Source organism: Pseudomonas sp. YA1, assembly GCF_058680555.1.
Genome location: NZ_JBZWBG010000004.1, coordinates 12,552 through 25,569, shown reverse-complemented (window position 1 = coordinate 25,569; position 13,018 = coordinate 12,552). Strand labels below are relative to the sequence as shown.

The 13,018-nt window shown below is 60.3% G+C and carries 17 protein-coding genes and 1 pseudogene; 17 read left to right on the top strand and 1 reads right to left on the bottom strand.

Annotated features, from left to right (window positions below):
• Nucleotides 1-557: 557 nt before the first annotated feature.
• The 16 genes from AC4OR5_RS06450 (at nucleotide 558) to AC4OR5_RS06375 (ending at nucleotide 11,932) form a co-directional block, all read left to right on the top strand.
• On the top strand, nucleotides 558-1,544 hold the full coding sequence (locus tag AC4OR5_RS06450) for an Rpn family recombination-promoting nuclease/putative transposase (protein WP_003099775.1): 987 nt from the start codon (nucleotides 558-560) through the stop codon (nucleotides 1,542-1,544).
• Between the two features lie 312 nt (nucleotides 1,545-1,856).
• Nucleotides 1,857-2,423: a hypothetical protein gene (locus tag AC4OR5_RS06445; RefSeq protein WP_003120999.1), complete on the top strand. Its 567-nt coding sequence runs from the start codon at nucleotides 1,857-1,859 to the stop codon at nucleotides 2,421-2,423.
• A gap of 76 nt (nucleotides 2,424-2,499) precedes the next feature.
• On the top strand, nucleotides 2,500-2,679 hold the full coding sequence (locus AC4OR5_RS06440; RefSeq protein ID WP_004347955.1) for a hypothetical protein: 180 nt from the start codon (nucleotides 2,500-2,502) through the stop codon (nucleotides 2,677-2,679).
• A gap of 1 nt (nucleotide 2,680) precedes the next feature.
• Nucleotides 2,681-2,815 carry a hypothetical protein gene (locus AC4OR5_RS06435; RefSeq protein WP_003121000.1) on the top strand — a complete coding sequence of 45 codons (135 nt, stop codon included), beginning with the start codon at nucleotides 2,681-2,683 and terminating at the stop codon, nucleotides 2,813-2,815.
• A 322-nt stretch (nucleotides 2,816-3,137) separates the two neighbouring features.
• Nucleotides 3,138-3,626 (top strand): STY4534 family ICE replication protein, encoded by a 489-nt coding sequence (locus tag AC4OR5_RS06430; protein ID WP_003448595.1) that lies wholly within the window; start codon nucleotides 3,138-3,140, stop codon nucleotides 3,624-3,626.
• Between the two features lie 137 nt (nucleotides 3,627-3,763).
• Entirely contained in the window at nucleotides 3,764-3,922 is a 159-nt protein-coding gene (locus AC4OR5_RS06425) for a hypothetical protein (RefSeq protein WP_003121002.1), read from the top strand.
• Nucleotides 3,923-3,995: 73 nt separating this feature from the next.
• Nucleotides 3,996-4,193: a hypothetical protein gene (locus tag AC4OR5_RS06420; protein ID WP_003448593.1), complete on the top strand. Its 198-nt coding sequence runs from the start codon at nucleotides 3,996-3,998 to the stop codon at nucleotides 4,191-4,193.
• A 191-nt stretch (nucleotides 4,194-4,384) separates the two neighbouring features.
• Entirely contained in the window at nucleotides 4,385-5,098 is a 714-nt protein-coding gene (locus AC4OR5_RS06415; RefSeq protein WP_003121003.1) for a DUF5983 family protein, read from the top strand.
• A gap of 235 nt (nucleotides 5,099-5,333) precedes the next feature.
• On the top strand, nucleotides 5,334-5,684 hold the full coding sequence (locus AC4OR5_RS06410; protein WP_003099791.1) for a hypothetical protein: 351 nt from the start codon (nucleotides 5,334-5,336) through the stop codon (nucleotides 5,682-5,684).
• Between the two features lie 56 nt (nucleotides 5,685-5,740).
• Nucleotides 5,741-6,373, top strand: coding sequence for a DUF3275 family protein (locus AC4OR5_RS06405; protein ID WP_003099792.1), 633 nt, complete (start codon nucleotides 5,741-5,743; stop codon nucleotides 6,371-6,373).
• Nucleotides 6,370-6,645 carry a hypothetical protein gene (locus AC4OR5_RS06400; RefSeq protein ID WP_003099794.1) on the top strand — a complete coding sequence of 92 codons (276 nt, stop codon included), beginning with the start codon at nucleotides 6,370-6,372 and terminating at the stop codon, nucleotides 6,643-6,645. The genes AC4OR5_RS06405 and AC4OR5_RS06400 overlap by 4 nt, the downstream gene beginning before the upstream one ends.
• Nucleotides 6,646-6,714: 69 nt before the next feature.
• Complete coding sequence (locus AC4OR5_RS06395; RefSeq protein ID WP_003099795.1) at nucleotides 6,715-7,077, top strand: hypothetical protein; 363 nt, start codon at nucleotides 6,715-6,717, stop codon at nucleotides 7,075-7,077.
• Between the two features lie 67 nt (nucleotides 7,078-7,144).
• Nucleotides 7,145-7,405 carry a hypothetical protein gene (locus tag AC4OR5_RS06390; protein ID WP_003099797.1) on the top strand — a complete coding sequence of 87 codons (261 nt, stop codon included), beginning with the start codon at nucleotides 7,145-7,147 and terminating at the stop codon, nucleotides 7,403-7,405.
• 92 nt (nucleotides 7,406-7,497) lie between these two features.
• A complete protein-coding gene (locus AC4OR5_RS06385) occupies nucleotides 7,498-8,103 on the top strand; it encodes a hypothetical protein (protein WP_003099799.1) in 606 nt (201 codons plus the stop codon).
• Nucleotides 8,104-8,132: 29 nt separating this feature from the next.
• The gene (locus AC4OR5_RS06380) at nucleotides 8,133-9,578 is read left to right on the top strand and encodes a DUF6094 domain-containing protein (RefSeq protein ID WP_003099801.1); all 1,446 of its coding nucleotides are present in this window, start codon (nucleotides 8,133-8,135) and stop codon (nucleotides 9,576-9,578) included.
• Nucleotides 9,579-9,682: 104 nt separating this feature from the next.
• Nucleotides 9,683-11,932 carry a DEAD/DEAH box helicase gene (locus AC4OR5_RS06375; protein WP_003099803.1) on the top strand — a complete coding sequence of 750 codons (2,250 nt, stop codon included), beginning with the start codon at nucleotides 9,683-9,685 and terminating at the stop codon, nucleotides 11,930-11,932.
• A gap of 320 nt (nucleotides 11,933-12,252) precedes the next feature.
• Here the strand turns inward: AC4OR5_RS06375 and AC4OR5_RS06370 are convergent, their stop codons facing one another.
• Nucleotides 12,253-12,507: a hypothetical protein gene (locus AC4OR5_RS06370; RefSeq protein ID WP_003099808.1), complete on the bottom strand. Its 255-nt coding sequence runs from the start codon at nucleotides 12,505-12,507 to the stop codon at nucleotides 12,253-12,255.
• Nucleotides 12,508-12,548: 41 nt separating this feature from the next.
• Here AC4OR5_RS06370 and AC4OR5_RS06365 point away from each other — a divergent pair.
• A pseudogene (locus tag AC4OR5_RS06365) lies at nucleotides 12,549-12,722 on the top strand (DUF159 family protein); the annotation flags it as partial.
• Nucleotides 12,723-13,018 lie beyond the last annotated feature (296 nt).

The following is a 13,018-nucleotide window of genomic DNA, read 5'->3' as shown; positions in this document are numbered from 1 at the left end:
GCGGATGCGTGCCTACTGTTTGCTGGCCAAGCCACGATAATGGCCGGGTGATGGGATCGAGACGATCAATGCCCAGGGATCGACGATTCAACCACAGGTGGCTCACTTGACTCCCCTTCCAGACACGGCTGGGGAAACCTTTGACAGGGTTTCTACCAGCCGCGCTCTTCCGCCCTCGCTCTCCGCCCGCTGCATCCGCTCCCCCTCCTGCTTGACCTTGACACTTTCGCCCCCCGCTTCGATGATGAACGCGTGATCTGCTGACGTTGTCAGCGACATGCCCCCATGCAGCTTGGATCCGAAAGGCTGCAGCACCGTCCAGCGTGTCGATCCTCCCCCAAGTCCGCACAGCGCTCGGCAGCGCGGAAACAGCAGCTTCTGCTGGAGCGCCTCCTCCCCCTCTTGATGGGAACACCCTCCCATCAAGGAATCGGTGTTCTCCATCGTGCCCGCAACACAGGAGATCCACCATGCTCGACCCTTTCTGACGCCGCTCGCCACAATCTCACTACGCTCGCCCCATTGGGATGCCCTCATCATCCACCAAGAGAAATTCAATGGCCCAATATGACAGCGCCTACAAACTCCTATTCTCCCACCCCGACCTGGTCCGCGACCTGCTCCGCGGCTTTGTCCCCGAACAGTGGGTCCAGCACCTGGACTTCAGTACCCTGGAAAAAGTCAGCGGCCAATTCGTCTCCGACGACCTGCGCGACCGACACAACGACCTGCTATGGCGCGTTCGCCTCGACAATGACCACTGGATCTACCTCTACCTGTTGCTCGAGTTCCAGAGCACCGACGACTACTGGATGGCCATTCGCCTGATGACCTACATAGGTCTGCTTTACCAGGACCTCGCCCGACAGAGGGTCGTCTTGCCTGGACAGCCTCTACCACCGGTCTTCCCTATCGTCCTCTACAACGGTAGCCCCCGATGGAGCGGCCCGCTCGACACCGCCGACCTGTTCGAGATCCCTGCGGACTCGCCCCTGGCCGCCTATAAACCCAAACTGCGCTATTTCCTGCTCGACGAACGACACCTGGATGTCACAACCTTGCCCAAGGACGACAACCTGGTAGCCCAAGTCCTGCACCTGGAAAACAGCGCTCACCCACAACAAGCGATCCGCGCCGTCGAAACGTTGCAAAAGCTGTTGCACGCCCCCGAATGTGATAGTGTAAGGCGTGCCTTCAACGTCTGGATCCGGCATACCGTCGCCGAAAAACTCAACCGGCAAGCCAACCAGCTACCGTCGACCGAAACCTTGGAGGACATCTACATCATGCTCACCGAACACACCGGACAATGGTCCGAAACCTGGAAGCGCGAAGGTCTTCAGCAAGGTCTTCAGCAAGGTCTTCAGCAAGGACGCCAGGAAGGTCAGGCGGCACTATTGACCCGATTGGCGGAGCGCCGCTTTGGCCCGCTGTCGGCTGCCGATCGCGCCCGGCTGGAAGCCGCCACCCAGGCCCAGCTCGAAGCCTGGGCCGACGCCATCCTCACCGCCCAGAGCCTGGCTGAGCTGTTCACCGCTCACTGATTTCGCCTGGCTCCCGCCCGACAGCCCCTTCACAGGGGCTGTCGTTTATCCGCCCCTTGACGCCCACGCTCAACGCGTACAACCTCCTCCCATGTCCTGCTGACGTTGTCAGCGACATGCCCCCATGCAGCTCGGATCCGAAATGCTGCAGCACAGCCCACCGTGTTGATCCAACCCAAGACCGCATAGCTTCTGGTAGCGCGGTCGGTCGGCCTCGGTCGATAGAAGCTCCCTTCCGCAACCCAGCGGGGAATCCACTTCCCCGCCAGGGCCAGTGTTTTCTCCGCACCCTCAACCTGCAGGAGAAACACCATGTCCAAGCAATCCACCAGCTTCGAAATCGGCTTTGCCCTCGGCAGTGTTGTGCGTGAGTTCCGCAGAGCGCTCAGGCGCCCTCCGGTCGTAGTGCAAGCACAAGCGCCGGTTGCGTTGAGCGTCCAGCGCATCGATCCTGCCTTCCTGGCCGGCCCGACCGCTGGCGAGCTAGAACACATCAGCGACATCCCAGCCATCGTCCGGCTGAAGAATGTCAACCTGAATGACTGGTATCTAGCCAATACGCGCGAGGTGCAAAAGCCCAAGCGCGCACGCAAACCCAAGCCGGCCAAGGCGACCGCCAAAGCTGAAACGCCAGTCAGGAAGGAGCTCAAGATGGGTTCCCTCGACCATTTGATTGCACCCAACTCCGAAAGCGAAATGGGGAGGCCCCCTCTCCAGTTAGAGTCCCTGAACGATCATGAGATTGCTCTTTTGCCAGCACCTCCTGGTAGCGCAGTCTCTTGGGAACTCCATCGGCGTACTCAGGAGCAATACCACCAACGCTGGCAGGACTACTTGTCCACCATGACGGATGAACAAGTAGCTGCTCTCGGCCGCTAATAGCCACTGCTACCACCCCCAACCCTGCCGGGAACCATCCCGCAGGGTGGTTTTCCGGCATTTTTCGAGGAAAACCATGGGTTCCGCAAAACTTTCCGCAATCGCAGAAGATCTACGCAAGATTGGAACCACGGCGGTAGCCGCTGGTTTGATCGGTATTTTTCTCGGCGAGCATCGCATCCTGACTGCCCTTGCGCTGTCGGTAGGTGTGGTAATCTGGTCTACAGGTATCTACCTGACTCAGGAGGAATCTTGAGATGAGCCAAACGACTTTCGGCGTGATCATGCTGACCGCCTTGCTTGTAGTGTGCTTGTCGATGGCGGCCTGGGCCGATTGGCCCAACCTCAAGCGCAAGCTTACGAAGTTTAACCATCGGCACCGCCCGCACTGACCTCAAGCCCCTCCGTGTGAGGGGCTTTTTCATTCGCGGGGGCTTGACAACTGCAACAGGCCTTTTCATTCTTTGCACCGTGAGCTGCTGACGTTGTCGGCAATCCTCCCCCAGTAGTCATGATCTGAAAGACTACGACACGGATTTCCGTGTAGATCGAACCCAAGATCGCACCAGCTTCCGGTAGCGCGATCAATCAACCACAGGTTGATGGAAGCCCTCTCCCTCAGATTTACCTCCCAATACCGACCCATGCGGGGAATACTTTTCCCTGACGGGCAAGGTGTTTCTCCGCTTTCGCTTACGAAACTGGAGAACCATCATGAGCAACAACACCCAAGCCCAAGAAGCCAAATATTTCGACCTGCACACCACCGGTATCGGCTACCTCAATCGCATCCGCGAAGTACCGATCCGCCGAGGTGAACCGTTCCTCGCCGCTACTGTTGCTGCCCTCCATGGCGCGGCAGACAGCGTGGAATACTCCTACATCGATTGCAAAGTGGTCGGCGCCCAAGCTGAAAAGCTTGTCCGCCGTTGCAAGGAAGCAGTCGAGGCCGAGAAGAAGGTGCTGATTTCTTTCCGTATCGGCGACATCTGGGCGGATCCCTTCACCTACGAGAAAGGCGAGAAAAAAGGCCAGTCCGGCGCAAGCCTCAAAGGCCGGCTGCTCTTCATCTCCTGGATCAAAGTGGATGGCACCACCGTCTACGATGCGAAGGAAGAAGCTGAGAAAGCCCAGCAAGGCCAAGGCGAACCGCAAGGTGAACCCGCAGCCCCCGCTGAGCACGCTGAACAAGCCGCTGCTTGAGCACGGCTTGATCGAATACCGGCCCTCATCCCGAGGGCCTTTCACTACCTACGCTATGCGCCACTCTTCATCGCATACCCACCCGGGGGGCACCATCTCCCCCAGGGCGTGGTGTTCTCCATTATCTGGAGATCATCATGAGCAATATCCAAATCGTAGATCTGCCCGCCCTGCCGGAAGTAGAGGAGGTTAGCCTCAGCGACGTCGAGGACGAGCTGCTGCTCAGCAGTCAGTTCTGCAACTTCGCCTGGCTGTTCCTAGCCAGCAACAATGCCCAGGTATCTGCCTTGGCCTAACCGCCAGACATTTCCCATTTAGGGGACCTCAGTCCCCTTGGGACTGGTGTTTCCTACCGAAAGGAGAATCACCATGCAATACGGAAAGCGGGCACTCGCCCATCTTCGTCTCGAACTGCCGCTGCAGGTTCTTATGTCCAACGCCGGCTTTTATATCGGCACCCTTGATGAAGAAGGACCAGCTTCGCGCGAGTCGGTTGAATACTACCCCTCCCGCGAACTTGCCCAACAGGCATTAGACAACGGCACGTGGTCGCAACGGGAATATTAAGTTTTACCCTTTTGCCTATGTGCCTCTGCTAATTCAACCCAGACGGGGTCATCCCCCTGTCGGGTGGTGACTTCTCCGAATTGCGTTAACCGCAACGACTCTACATCACCAGGGCGCTTCGGCGCCCCTTACTTCCCCTGGAGGTCCATAGTCTCTAAGGGCATGGGCTTCCCGGCTACTGGAGATACCCCATGACTCAATATAATCCGTTTATCCACGGCTATACTGACTTCAGAATCGAGCGAACGCTACAGATAACATACGAAGATGATTGCCCCCCCTGCTATCGCGCGTTGCATCCATCGCAGCAAATCCTCTCCGATACTCAACTACAGTGCTTTCCATGCATCTTCAATGACGACTTCGCCCTAGTTACTGAAGGTCGAGAGATCGATACTGCACTTTCTGACCGCTGTCCTTACAACGGTCTGGTGCGCAATGTGCTCTACGGCATCCTTGCCGAGCAGGACGGTCAGCAAAAGCACATAGGCGATCTGTATTCCTTGGCCGAAGCCCAGAGTGTCGTTCGTCACCTTTCGTTCGGTGGCGGTTACAACCGCTGCTGGGAGATCAGAAAAACACATCTACCCATCAGCGCGTGGAATAGCCTCTACGAAAGGTTCTCGACCAAGATGCCAATCCGCTTGCCCTCGGTGTTGGTATCGCTCTTCTGGTGTAACGAGCACGGTGCGGTGGGCTTTCGCTTGCACAACACCCCTTGGACGGATGAGTGTCTGGAGATCCTGGAGATGACCGCAGCCGCTCTTCGACAAGAACAGCTTGCCTTCGGCCTCGACGAACACCTGGTCGATCTACTTCACCTCGCGGGACAAGCAGACATTCGGTTCCTGGTACTCGATCCATTCGCGCCCACGCTTAAGGGCCTGCCACTTTATGACGATTGAGCAATCCGGCCGGCGGGACATCCCGCCAGCCCTCGAATTCGAATTGGCTCGCTGTCGTTGACAGCGCCTCCCAAGGAGCCAGGGTTTAAGGCTCCGGCGCGCAAGCGCTAACCCACCCAAGACCGCCACAGCACTCGGCAGCGCGGTCGCATCACGCAAGTGATGGAGTGCATCCTACCCACCCACGCGGGGACCTCATCCCCGCGGGAGAGGCCTGCGTATTCGGAGACCTCTCATGACCTCTCTCAACAACCACTCCAGCGCAGGCCACACTGCTGCGTACCTCAAACTCCCGATCGTTCTCACCAACGCGGCCTGGCTGCGCCTGGTCTATCTCGCCAACCCTGCCAGGGTCGACGAGATGGGCACCCGGCTGGCCAGTGTCGTTCAAACCGCCTGGCAGGAGCTTTCGCTCCAGCCGACCGCGAAGCACATCCAATTCCACCTGTACCACAAGGAGGAAGAGGGGCAGGACCGCGCGCTCGCGCTGCTGGTCCTCTCGATAGTCGAGCCGTCCGATGAGCCTTCCTACCTGCGCATCGAGCTGCAGGAAGAAAGCCTCCCGGGCAACCCGGATACCGAGTAGTTCTCCCCTCACCACGATCCCGCTTCGGCGGGATCATCCTTTTCGCAGGTCACGCCATGATCAACATACCCGGCCAGTTGGCCATTCGAACCATCAACGGTCGCAATGGCGAGTTCAACGTGGGAAAGCTCTCGACCTCGATCGGGGAGTTCGTCATCAAGGACGCTCTCCTGGACCAGCACATCGAAGGCAAGTACCGCGGTGATTTCGCCATCACCGAGATCCGTCCCTCCTACTACACCACCGGCGGCCGGCTGGTCGTCGAGATCCGCGCAAAGCTGGACAGCATGACGCTGGACGACGTGGACAACCTCAGCGACGAGGAGGCAGAGCGTCTCTCTGGCAATGAGGTGGATCCGCTCGACGAAGTGCCCGCGATCCAGCAGCCCACAGTAGCCCCGGCGGTACCGCCGAAGTCGCCCCAGAAACCGAAGCCTCTGCGCCCCGCTGCAACAGGGGAGGACGCGCCTTTCGGTATGTCCCCTCCGGCTCCTGCAGAGCAGGCCGCCACTCCGGACACAGACGCAGATGCAGAGCTGTTCGGGACGGTCTGGCCGCTAGGCGAAATCGTCAAGCTGGACACCACGGTCGACCGCAAGCGGCTACGTCAACAGTGCGTGCGGCTCGGCGCGCTGGGCTATGAGCTCGACTTCAAACAACAAGTGTGGACCCGCAAGGAGGCCGCATGAAATCGATCTACAACACCCCAGGCTTCAGCGAGGAGTTGTTGCTGGTTTGCGCCTCGCTGCGCGAGGTCGGACTGGACAATCTGGCTGACCAGTTCCGCGATGCAGTGTTCGACCGATCCGTCGTCGACCAGGCCATCATCGCACTGCGTGAGCGGGTGAAGACCCCTTCGCCGGAGCATGCGGCCGACAACGAGCCATGGCTGTACTGCGACTGGCAGGCCAGGCAAACAGCTTACCGGCTCCTCCAGCGCCTTGAGCGCGCAACACGCTGAAGCATCACCCTACCCACCCCTGCCGGGTTCTCCCGTCAGGGAGACCTGGCCAACCACAGGAGCACACCTATGGGATGGCTTTTCTCACATCAGACGAAGGAAGACCTGCTGCGTGAGCTGCTGGCCCCAACCAGTACTTTCGCAGGCAGCACCAAGGTGCTGGCACACGCAGTCTCCGGCAATGAACTTTGGACTGTCGTAAAACGAACCTTCCACCTTGCCGGATTCTATTTCGGCAAGCCGGCCGGTCACTCGATCACCATGATCGAGCTGCACTTGCTGGACTGCTCGGCCGGGCAATGGGGCTACAAGACCATTCCAGAAAGTGCCGGCCCGTTCTACTACGGCTGTCCGCTGGAGTTCCTGGACCTGGCTCACGATGAGGTCAACCAGGAGTGGCGTGAACGTCTGACGCACGAACACCAAGCCTGACCGCACCAACCACTTCCCTTGAGGGGCGCCCTCGAGGGCGCTCCTCGTCTACCACCAGGAGCGCACCATGAACCCGCTGTTCACCAACCTCACCCAGGAAACCCTCGCTTACCTCGAGGACCAACTGTCCAACAACGACGTCGCCGGCGACGACGAGCTCATCGACCTGTTCATCGAGGAGCTGTCGCTGACCTTGGAGCAGGCGGAAGCGGCTGTCGCGCTACGCGATCAGTACCTCTGCCAGGTCTTCCTGGTCGGCCAAGGGCCGCTGCACCGTCCTGAAGCCGATGGGCTCAGCTTCGACCCTCACACCAAGAGCGTTCGGTGACCACCACGCTCCCCTGCACCAGTTGGACTACACCCCCGAGGGGCTTCACCGCCCCTCGAGGGCGGCGTGGCTCCTCCTTCAAGGAGGTTCCTATGCCCAGTCCCACCCCGCTCTACCAGATCGAAGAATGCCCAGACCTGTACGTTGACGCCTGCGTGTGCGACGAGCAGCGCAACCTGGTCTTTCTTTCGGCCTGGGGCCGCGACACCGTGACACAAGAGTTCCTGGCCAGGCTGACGCTGGACCGGGAAGAAAATGGCATCGACCATTTCCACATTATCGTGGACGGCCGGCGCTTACCTGTCTTCCCAAACCAGGATCTCCTGGAGAAACGCACCACCCGCCAGTTCCGCGGCACGTTGTTCGGCAGCCTGCTCAACCTCTGGCTGTTCGATCGGCGCGCCTCGGCGCCCGACCGAGGCAATCACCTCGCCTTCGCACTCCTGCAGCGCGATGAGGATCCACACCAAAGGCTCTGGCCGCTGGTGATGGAGACCTGTCCGCTCCCCCTCCTGCAGCACTGGCGCGAGCCAGTGATGGAGGTCCTCACCCAGCACCAGATGTTGACCGCCCTGCCAGGGACGATCGGCAACGTCTGCGCCTGGCGACTCGCCCTGCGGGTCGACGTGCTCGAGCCCACCCTCGGTGAGCTGATCCGCGAAAGCATTCTTACCACCGATGCTCAGGCACAAGCCTGAGCCATCCCTCTCAGACTCAAGGAGGCCCCATGGCCCTCATGTTCCCGCGCTTGGCGCGCAACTTTGCACGCAACGGCTACTTCCCTACCGATGAGGTCACCCTCGAACGCGCTCTGCAAGCCCTCGCTCCCGCCCCGTCGGGCAGGATGAGGATCTGTGATCCCTGCGCCGGTGAGGGGGTTGCCCTGGCTGAGGCAGCACACATCCTCGGCCGCGACAAGGTCCAAGCCCTCGCTGTCGAGTACGACCGCGAGCGCGCCGACCATGCTCGAGGCTTGCTTGAGCGAGTGCTGCACAGTGACCTTTTCGACACCATGATCAGCAGGCAGTCGTTCGGACTGCTCTGGCTCAACCCGCCTTATGGCGACCTGGTGGCGGACCACTCCGGTGCGTCGCAGTACCAGGGCAGCGGCCGCAGGCGTCTGGAGAAAGCGTTCTACCAGCGCTGCCTGCCGTTGCTGCAGTACGGCGGCGTCATGGTCCTGATTGTTCCTCACTACGTCTTGGACGATGAGCTGACCGGTTGGTTGAGCAACCACTTCACCGGCCTGCGCATCTACGCAGCCGCGGATCCTACCTTCAAACAGGTGGTGATCTTCGGCATCCGGGTCCGTCGACAGGACCTGGCCCGGGCGGACGCCAATCAGGTGAGGTCTCGCCTGCAGGCGATCGGCGCGGGCCAGGAAAAGGCCGAGGAAATTCCAGCGGCTTGGCCGTGGGAACCCTATGTGGTTCTGCCGGCCACCAGCGAGCTGGAGCACTTCTATCGAGTAACCCTGGAGCCGGAGCAGTTCGCCGGCGAGATCCAGCGGCTGCGAGGTCTCTGGCCTGACTTCAACCTGCACTTCGCGCAAGCGGGGCTGCAGCCCCGCCCACCAGTCCGCGAGCTGTCTCGCTGGCACCTGGCCCTGGCCTTGGCCGCCGGCGCGATTTCCGGCGTCGTGCGCTCGAAGTCGGGCCGGATCCTGGTCGTGAAGGGTGACACCTACAAGGACAAGGCCCGCAAGACCGAATTCACCGAAGACGAAGACGGCAACATCACCGAGGTGAGGATCCTCACAGACCGTTTCATCCCGATCATCCGGGCATGGGAAATGACACCCTCCTCGGTCAATCAGGGCCGCGTGCTGACCATCAGCTCGTCGGCTGCGACCACGGAAGAGGCTGAAGAGCCCCAACCTGAGCCGGCCCCCGAACCGCTGCTGTTCAGCCCTGGCCAAGTCGTAATGACCGCTGCCGTGAGCCACCTGGTGGAAACCGGTCAACTCAACCCAGCGCCTTTGCTGAACCGCCATCTGGCGGGAGATTGGGGGACGCTGGACCAGGAAGACTGGAACACCAACCAGAGAGCCCTGAAGTTCGGCGATAGGCTGCTGTCGTCCTACGACATCGATGCCGGCGGCGAATCCAGGCTCTGGATCATCACCGAGGCAGACCGCAGCTCAACCACGCTTTTGCTCCCTAGCGACTACTGACCTCGCCCCCACGGCGATTCCTTCCACTCCACCCTGCAGGGTATGGCGATACCCGAAAGGGACGTGCATGCCCTGCTTTCTTCCTTCACCTGCAGGAGATGCACATGAACGCTCAGACCCAACCGGCCGCCCTGGCCGCCTCCTCCCTGAACATCAACCTGACCGACTTCATCGACGAGTTCGGCGACGAGCTCCTGGAGTCGCTCAATCGCTCCAACCCCCCGGTCTATACCGGCTCCGACAACGCTCACCGCCAGTTGGTGATGGACCGACTCAAGCGCAAGCCCTTCGCGGCCCAGGCCGAGGTCGTCCAGGCCATCACCGCCCTGCTGCTGGACCGTAACGAGCAGGCCGGGATCATCAACGCCGAGATGGGCACCGGGAAAACCATGATGGCCATCGCTGTCGCAGCGGTCATGCACGCGGCCGGCTATCGCCGGACCCTGGTTGTCTCTCCGCCGCACCTGGTCTACAAGTGGCGCCGCGAGATTCTGGAGACCATCCCAGCCGCCCGCGTCTGGGTACTCAATGGCCCAGATACTCTGCTCAAGCTGCTCAAGCTACGAGATCAGATGGGCGACGCCTACGACGGACGCCAGGAGTTCTTCATCCTCGGCCGCGTGCGGATGCGGATGGGTTTCCATTGGCGGCTCGCCTGCTGGAAGAAGCGCGCCGCCGGCGGCCAATTGCTCGCTGCGTGCCCGGATTGCGGCCAGGTCCTCGAGGACCTGGAAGGCAACCTGGTCACGGTGGAGGAGTTCGAGCGTGGTGACCGTCGACGTACCTGTTCCTCCTGTCGTGGGGCGCTCTGGACGCTGATCCGGCCAGGCAAGCCTGACGGCGGCAACCGGCGCGCAACGATCCTCAAGTCGATGTGTCGGATTCCAACCATCGGCCCGGTCAGGGCGGAGCGCCTGCTGAACGACTTCGGCGAGGACTTCCTGGCCACGATGTTGGTGGACAACGTCTCGGAGTTCATCAACCTGATGGACGCCAAGGGCGACTTCGTCTTCAGCGATCGGCAGGCCAAACGCATGGAGCGATCGATGGCGAACATCGAGTTCGGCTTCGGCGAAGGCGGCTACCAACCGACCGAGTTCATAAAAAGACAACTTCCCAACGGCTACTTCGATCTGTTGGTGGTGGATGAGGGGCATGAGTACAAGAACAGCGGTTCGGCCCAGGGCCAGGCCATGGGCGTTCTCGCAGCCAAGGCACGGAAAACCGTGCTGCTGACCGGAACGCTCATGGGCGGCTACGCCGACGACCTGTTCTACCTCCTGTTCCGCATCCTCACCCAGCGCATGATCGAGGACGGCTACCGGCCCAACGCGCGTGGCAGCATGGCTCCAGCAGCCATGTCGTTCATGCGCGACCACGGCGTGCTCAAGGACATCTACACCGAACGCGATGGTGACTCGCACAAGACAGCCCGGGGCAAGAAGCTCTCGGTACGCACGGTGAAGGCTCCCGGCTTCGGCCCGAAGGGCATCCACCGCTTCGTATTGCCGTTCACCGTGTTCCTGAAGCTCAAGGATATCGGTGGCAACGTACTGCCCGACTACCAGGAGGAGTTCGTCGACGTGCCGATGGCGCCTGATCAGGCTTCGGCCTATCAGCGCCTGGCGGCCACGCTGACAGCGGAGCTCCGCCAGGCTCTGGCGCGACGAGATACCACGCTCCTGGGCGTGGTCCTCAACGTGCTGCTGGCTTGGCCGGACTGCTGTTTCCGACCGGAGATCGTCAAGCATCCGCGAAGCCGGGACACACTGGCCTTCGTGCCAGCGATCTTCGGCGACGAGCAGTTGATGCCCAAGGAGCAGGCGCTGGTGGACCTCTGCCTCGAGGAGAAAGCGAAGGGCCGCAAGGTTCTGGCATACACCGTCTACAGCGGGACGCGCGACACCACGTCCAGGCTGAAGAAAGTGCTCGAGCAATCCGGGCTGAAGGTGGCAGTGCTACGTGCTTCGGTCGATACCGCTCGACGCGAGGATTGGATCCTCGACCAGGTCGATCGCGGCATCGATGTGCTGATCACCAACCCGGAGCTGGTGAAGACCGGGCTGGACCTGCTGGACTTCCCGACCATCGCGTTCCTGCAGACGGGGTACAACGTGTACACCTTGCAGCAGGCCGCGCGGCGGTCGTGGCGGATCGGGCAGAAGCACCCGGTGCGGGTGGTGTTCTTCGGCTACGCCGGCAGCTCGCAGATCACCTGCTTGCAGTTGATGGCGAAGAAGATCGCTGTGGCTCAGAGCACGTCGGGAGACGTTCCCGAGTCAGGTCTCGATTCGTTGAACCAGGACGGGGACTCGGTGGAGATGGCGTTGGCACGACAACTCATTGCAGCATGAACTCATAGGCCACCTTCGGGTGGCCTTTTTTTATATCAGCTTGGACGTACAGCGCCCTTGAGTAACTGCCAAGACAGTAAGACAGCATCATCCGCCCCAACCTCCTTTGCCGCCCAGCGCTGGACTGCCTCAATGTCAGTGTCGTATTCGATGGGGAATTCAATGTCTATTTGTCTCGTATGCCTGTTGGAAAGCCCCTTCCCCTGGCGCACGGACATGAAATGGACGTGGTATCGCGGCATGGCCCTTTTCTCTCCTACCTAGTGACCGTTTTATATTCAGCGAATAGATCGCCAGCAAACTCACGTCGCTTCCCTCAATCAGTTTGCCGCTGCTGGCGATGGTATGCGCCGGTATTTTTCGGCCTCGTCCAGCTGTTTGGCCAGGAGCATAACATCGGCCTCATACTCTGCGATTACCTTGTCACGCACGGCCACCGGGCCGAACCACAAGATAGCGAACGTGAAAATACAACCCAGGACGAAGGCCGGCATTGCGACCATGAAAACCCAAGCCTGGCGGCTTGGCTCTTGGTTCTTATTTTCCGTGAGCCTGGGGTAGAACTGCTTAGTCATGAGCATTTTCCTCGGTAATCAGACCTTTGCCAACTCGCCCTCCAGAACTCGCAAATGAGTGGGTCGATGAGGCAACCACGCCCGAACGGGCAGAGCAGATGGTACTGCAGGAAAGTGAGGCTCCAGAAGTGTTCACCTGGTATCGCGTCGACCGCGCGGTCGGCAATGTTCGCAATCAAGGGGTACACCTCATAGAGCCTCAGCGGACCGGGTAGGCTTAGTTCAACTATCGGCTGCCAGGAATTGCAGGAGGAAGTATCTGGCGATGAATCGGGGCGTTATCCTTCCCCTGTCGCCAGCGACGAAGGTCCTCGCTCACCCAATCATTCAGTGAGGCCGCGGACAAGGTTCCCCCATTCTTCAGGTAATATGCAACCTCCGCCATAGCTTGGTGATAGCCGCGCCGGTAAGTACCCTCTATTTGTGAATCGGCAGGACCAATATCTGAGCCTGGCCCCAACTTACCATTAACCATCCTCTCGAGAAGACTGTTTTCACCACTCATAATAAC

Bases quoted from the DNA above. Each gene is read 5' to 3' on its own strand.
- AC4OR5_RS06450 (WP_003099775.1), top strand. From the start codon at position 558: ATGGCCCAATATGACAGCGCCTACAAACTCCTATTCTCCCACCCCGAC.
- AC4OR5_RS06445 (WP_003120999.1), top strand. From the start codon at position 1,857: ATGTCCAAGCAATCCACCAGCTTCGAAATCGGCTTTGCCCTCGGCAGT.
- AC4OR5_RS06440 (WP_004347955.1), top strand. From the start codon at position 2,500: ATGGGTTCCGCAAAACTTTCCGCAATCGCAGAAGATCTACGCAAGATT.
- AC4OR5_RS06435 (WP_003121000.1), top strand. From the start codon at position 2,681: ATGAGCCAAACGACTTTCGGCGTGATCATGCTGACCGCCTTGCTTGTA.
- AC4OR5_RS06430 (WP_003448595.1), top strand. From the start codon at position 3,138: ATGAGCAACAACACCCAAGCCCAAGAAGCCAAATATTTCGACCTGCAC.
- AC4OR5_RS06425 (WP_003121002.1), top strand. From the start codon at position 3,764: ATGAGCAATATCCAAATCGTAGATCTGCCCGCCCTGCCGGAAGTAGAG.
- AC4OR5_RS06420 (WP_003448593.1), top strand. From the start codon at position 3,996: ATGCAATACGGAAAGCGGGCACTCGCCCATCTTCGTCTCGAACTGCCG.
- AC4OR5_RS06415 (WP_003121003.1), top strand. From the start codon at position 4,385: ATGACTCAATATAATCCGTTTATCCACGGCTATACTGACTTCAGAATC.
- AC4OR5_RS06410 (WP_003099791.1), top strand. From the start codon at position 5,334: ATGACCTCTCTCAACAACCACTCCAGCGCAGGCCACACTGCTGCGTAC.
- AC4OR5_RS06405 (WP_003099792.1), top strand. From the start codon at position 5,741: ATGATCAACATACCCGGCCAGTTGGCCATTCGAACCATCAACGGTCGC.
- AC4OR5_RS06400 (WP_003099794.1), top strand. From the start codon at position 6,370: ATGAAATCGATCTACAACACCCCAGGCTTCAGCGAGGAGTTGTTGCTG.
- AC4OR5_RS06395 (WP_003099795.1), top strand. From the start codon at position 6,715: ATGGGATGGCTTTTCTCACATCAGACGAAGGAAGACCTGCTGCGTGAG.
- AC4OR5_RS06390 (WP_003099797.1), top strand. From the start codon at position 7,145: ATGAACCCGCTGTTCACCAACCTCACCCAGGAAACCCTCGCTTACCTC.
- AC4OR5_RS06385 (WP_003099799.1), top strand. From the start codon at position 7,498: ATGCCCAGTCCCACCCCGCTCTACCAGATCGAAGAATGCCCAGACCTG.
- AC4OR5_RS06380 (WP_003099801.1), top strand. From the start codon at position 8,133: ATGGCCCTCATGTTCCCGCGCTTGGCGCGCAACTTTGCACGCAACGGC.
- AC4OR5_RS06375 (WP_003099803.1), top strand. From the start codon at position 9,683: ATGAACGCTCAGACCCAACCGGCCGCCCTGGCCGCCTCCTCCCTGAAC.
- AC4OR5_RS06370 (WP_003099808.1), bottom strand. From the start codon at position 12,507: ATGACTAAGCAGTTCTACCCCAGGCTCACGGAAAATAAGAACCAAGAG.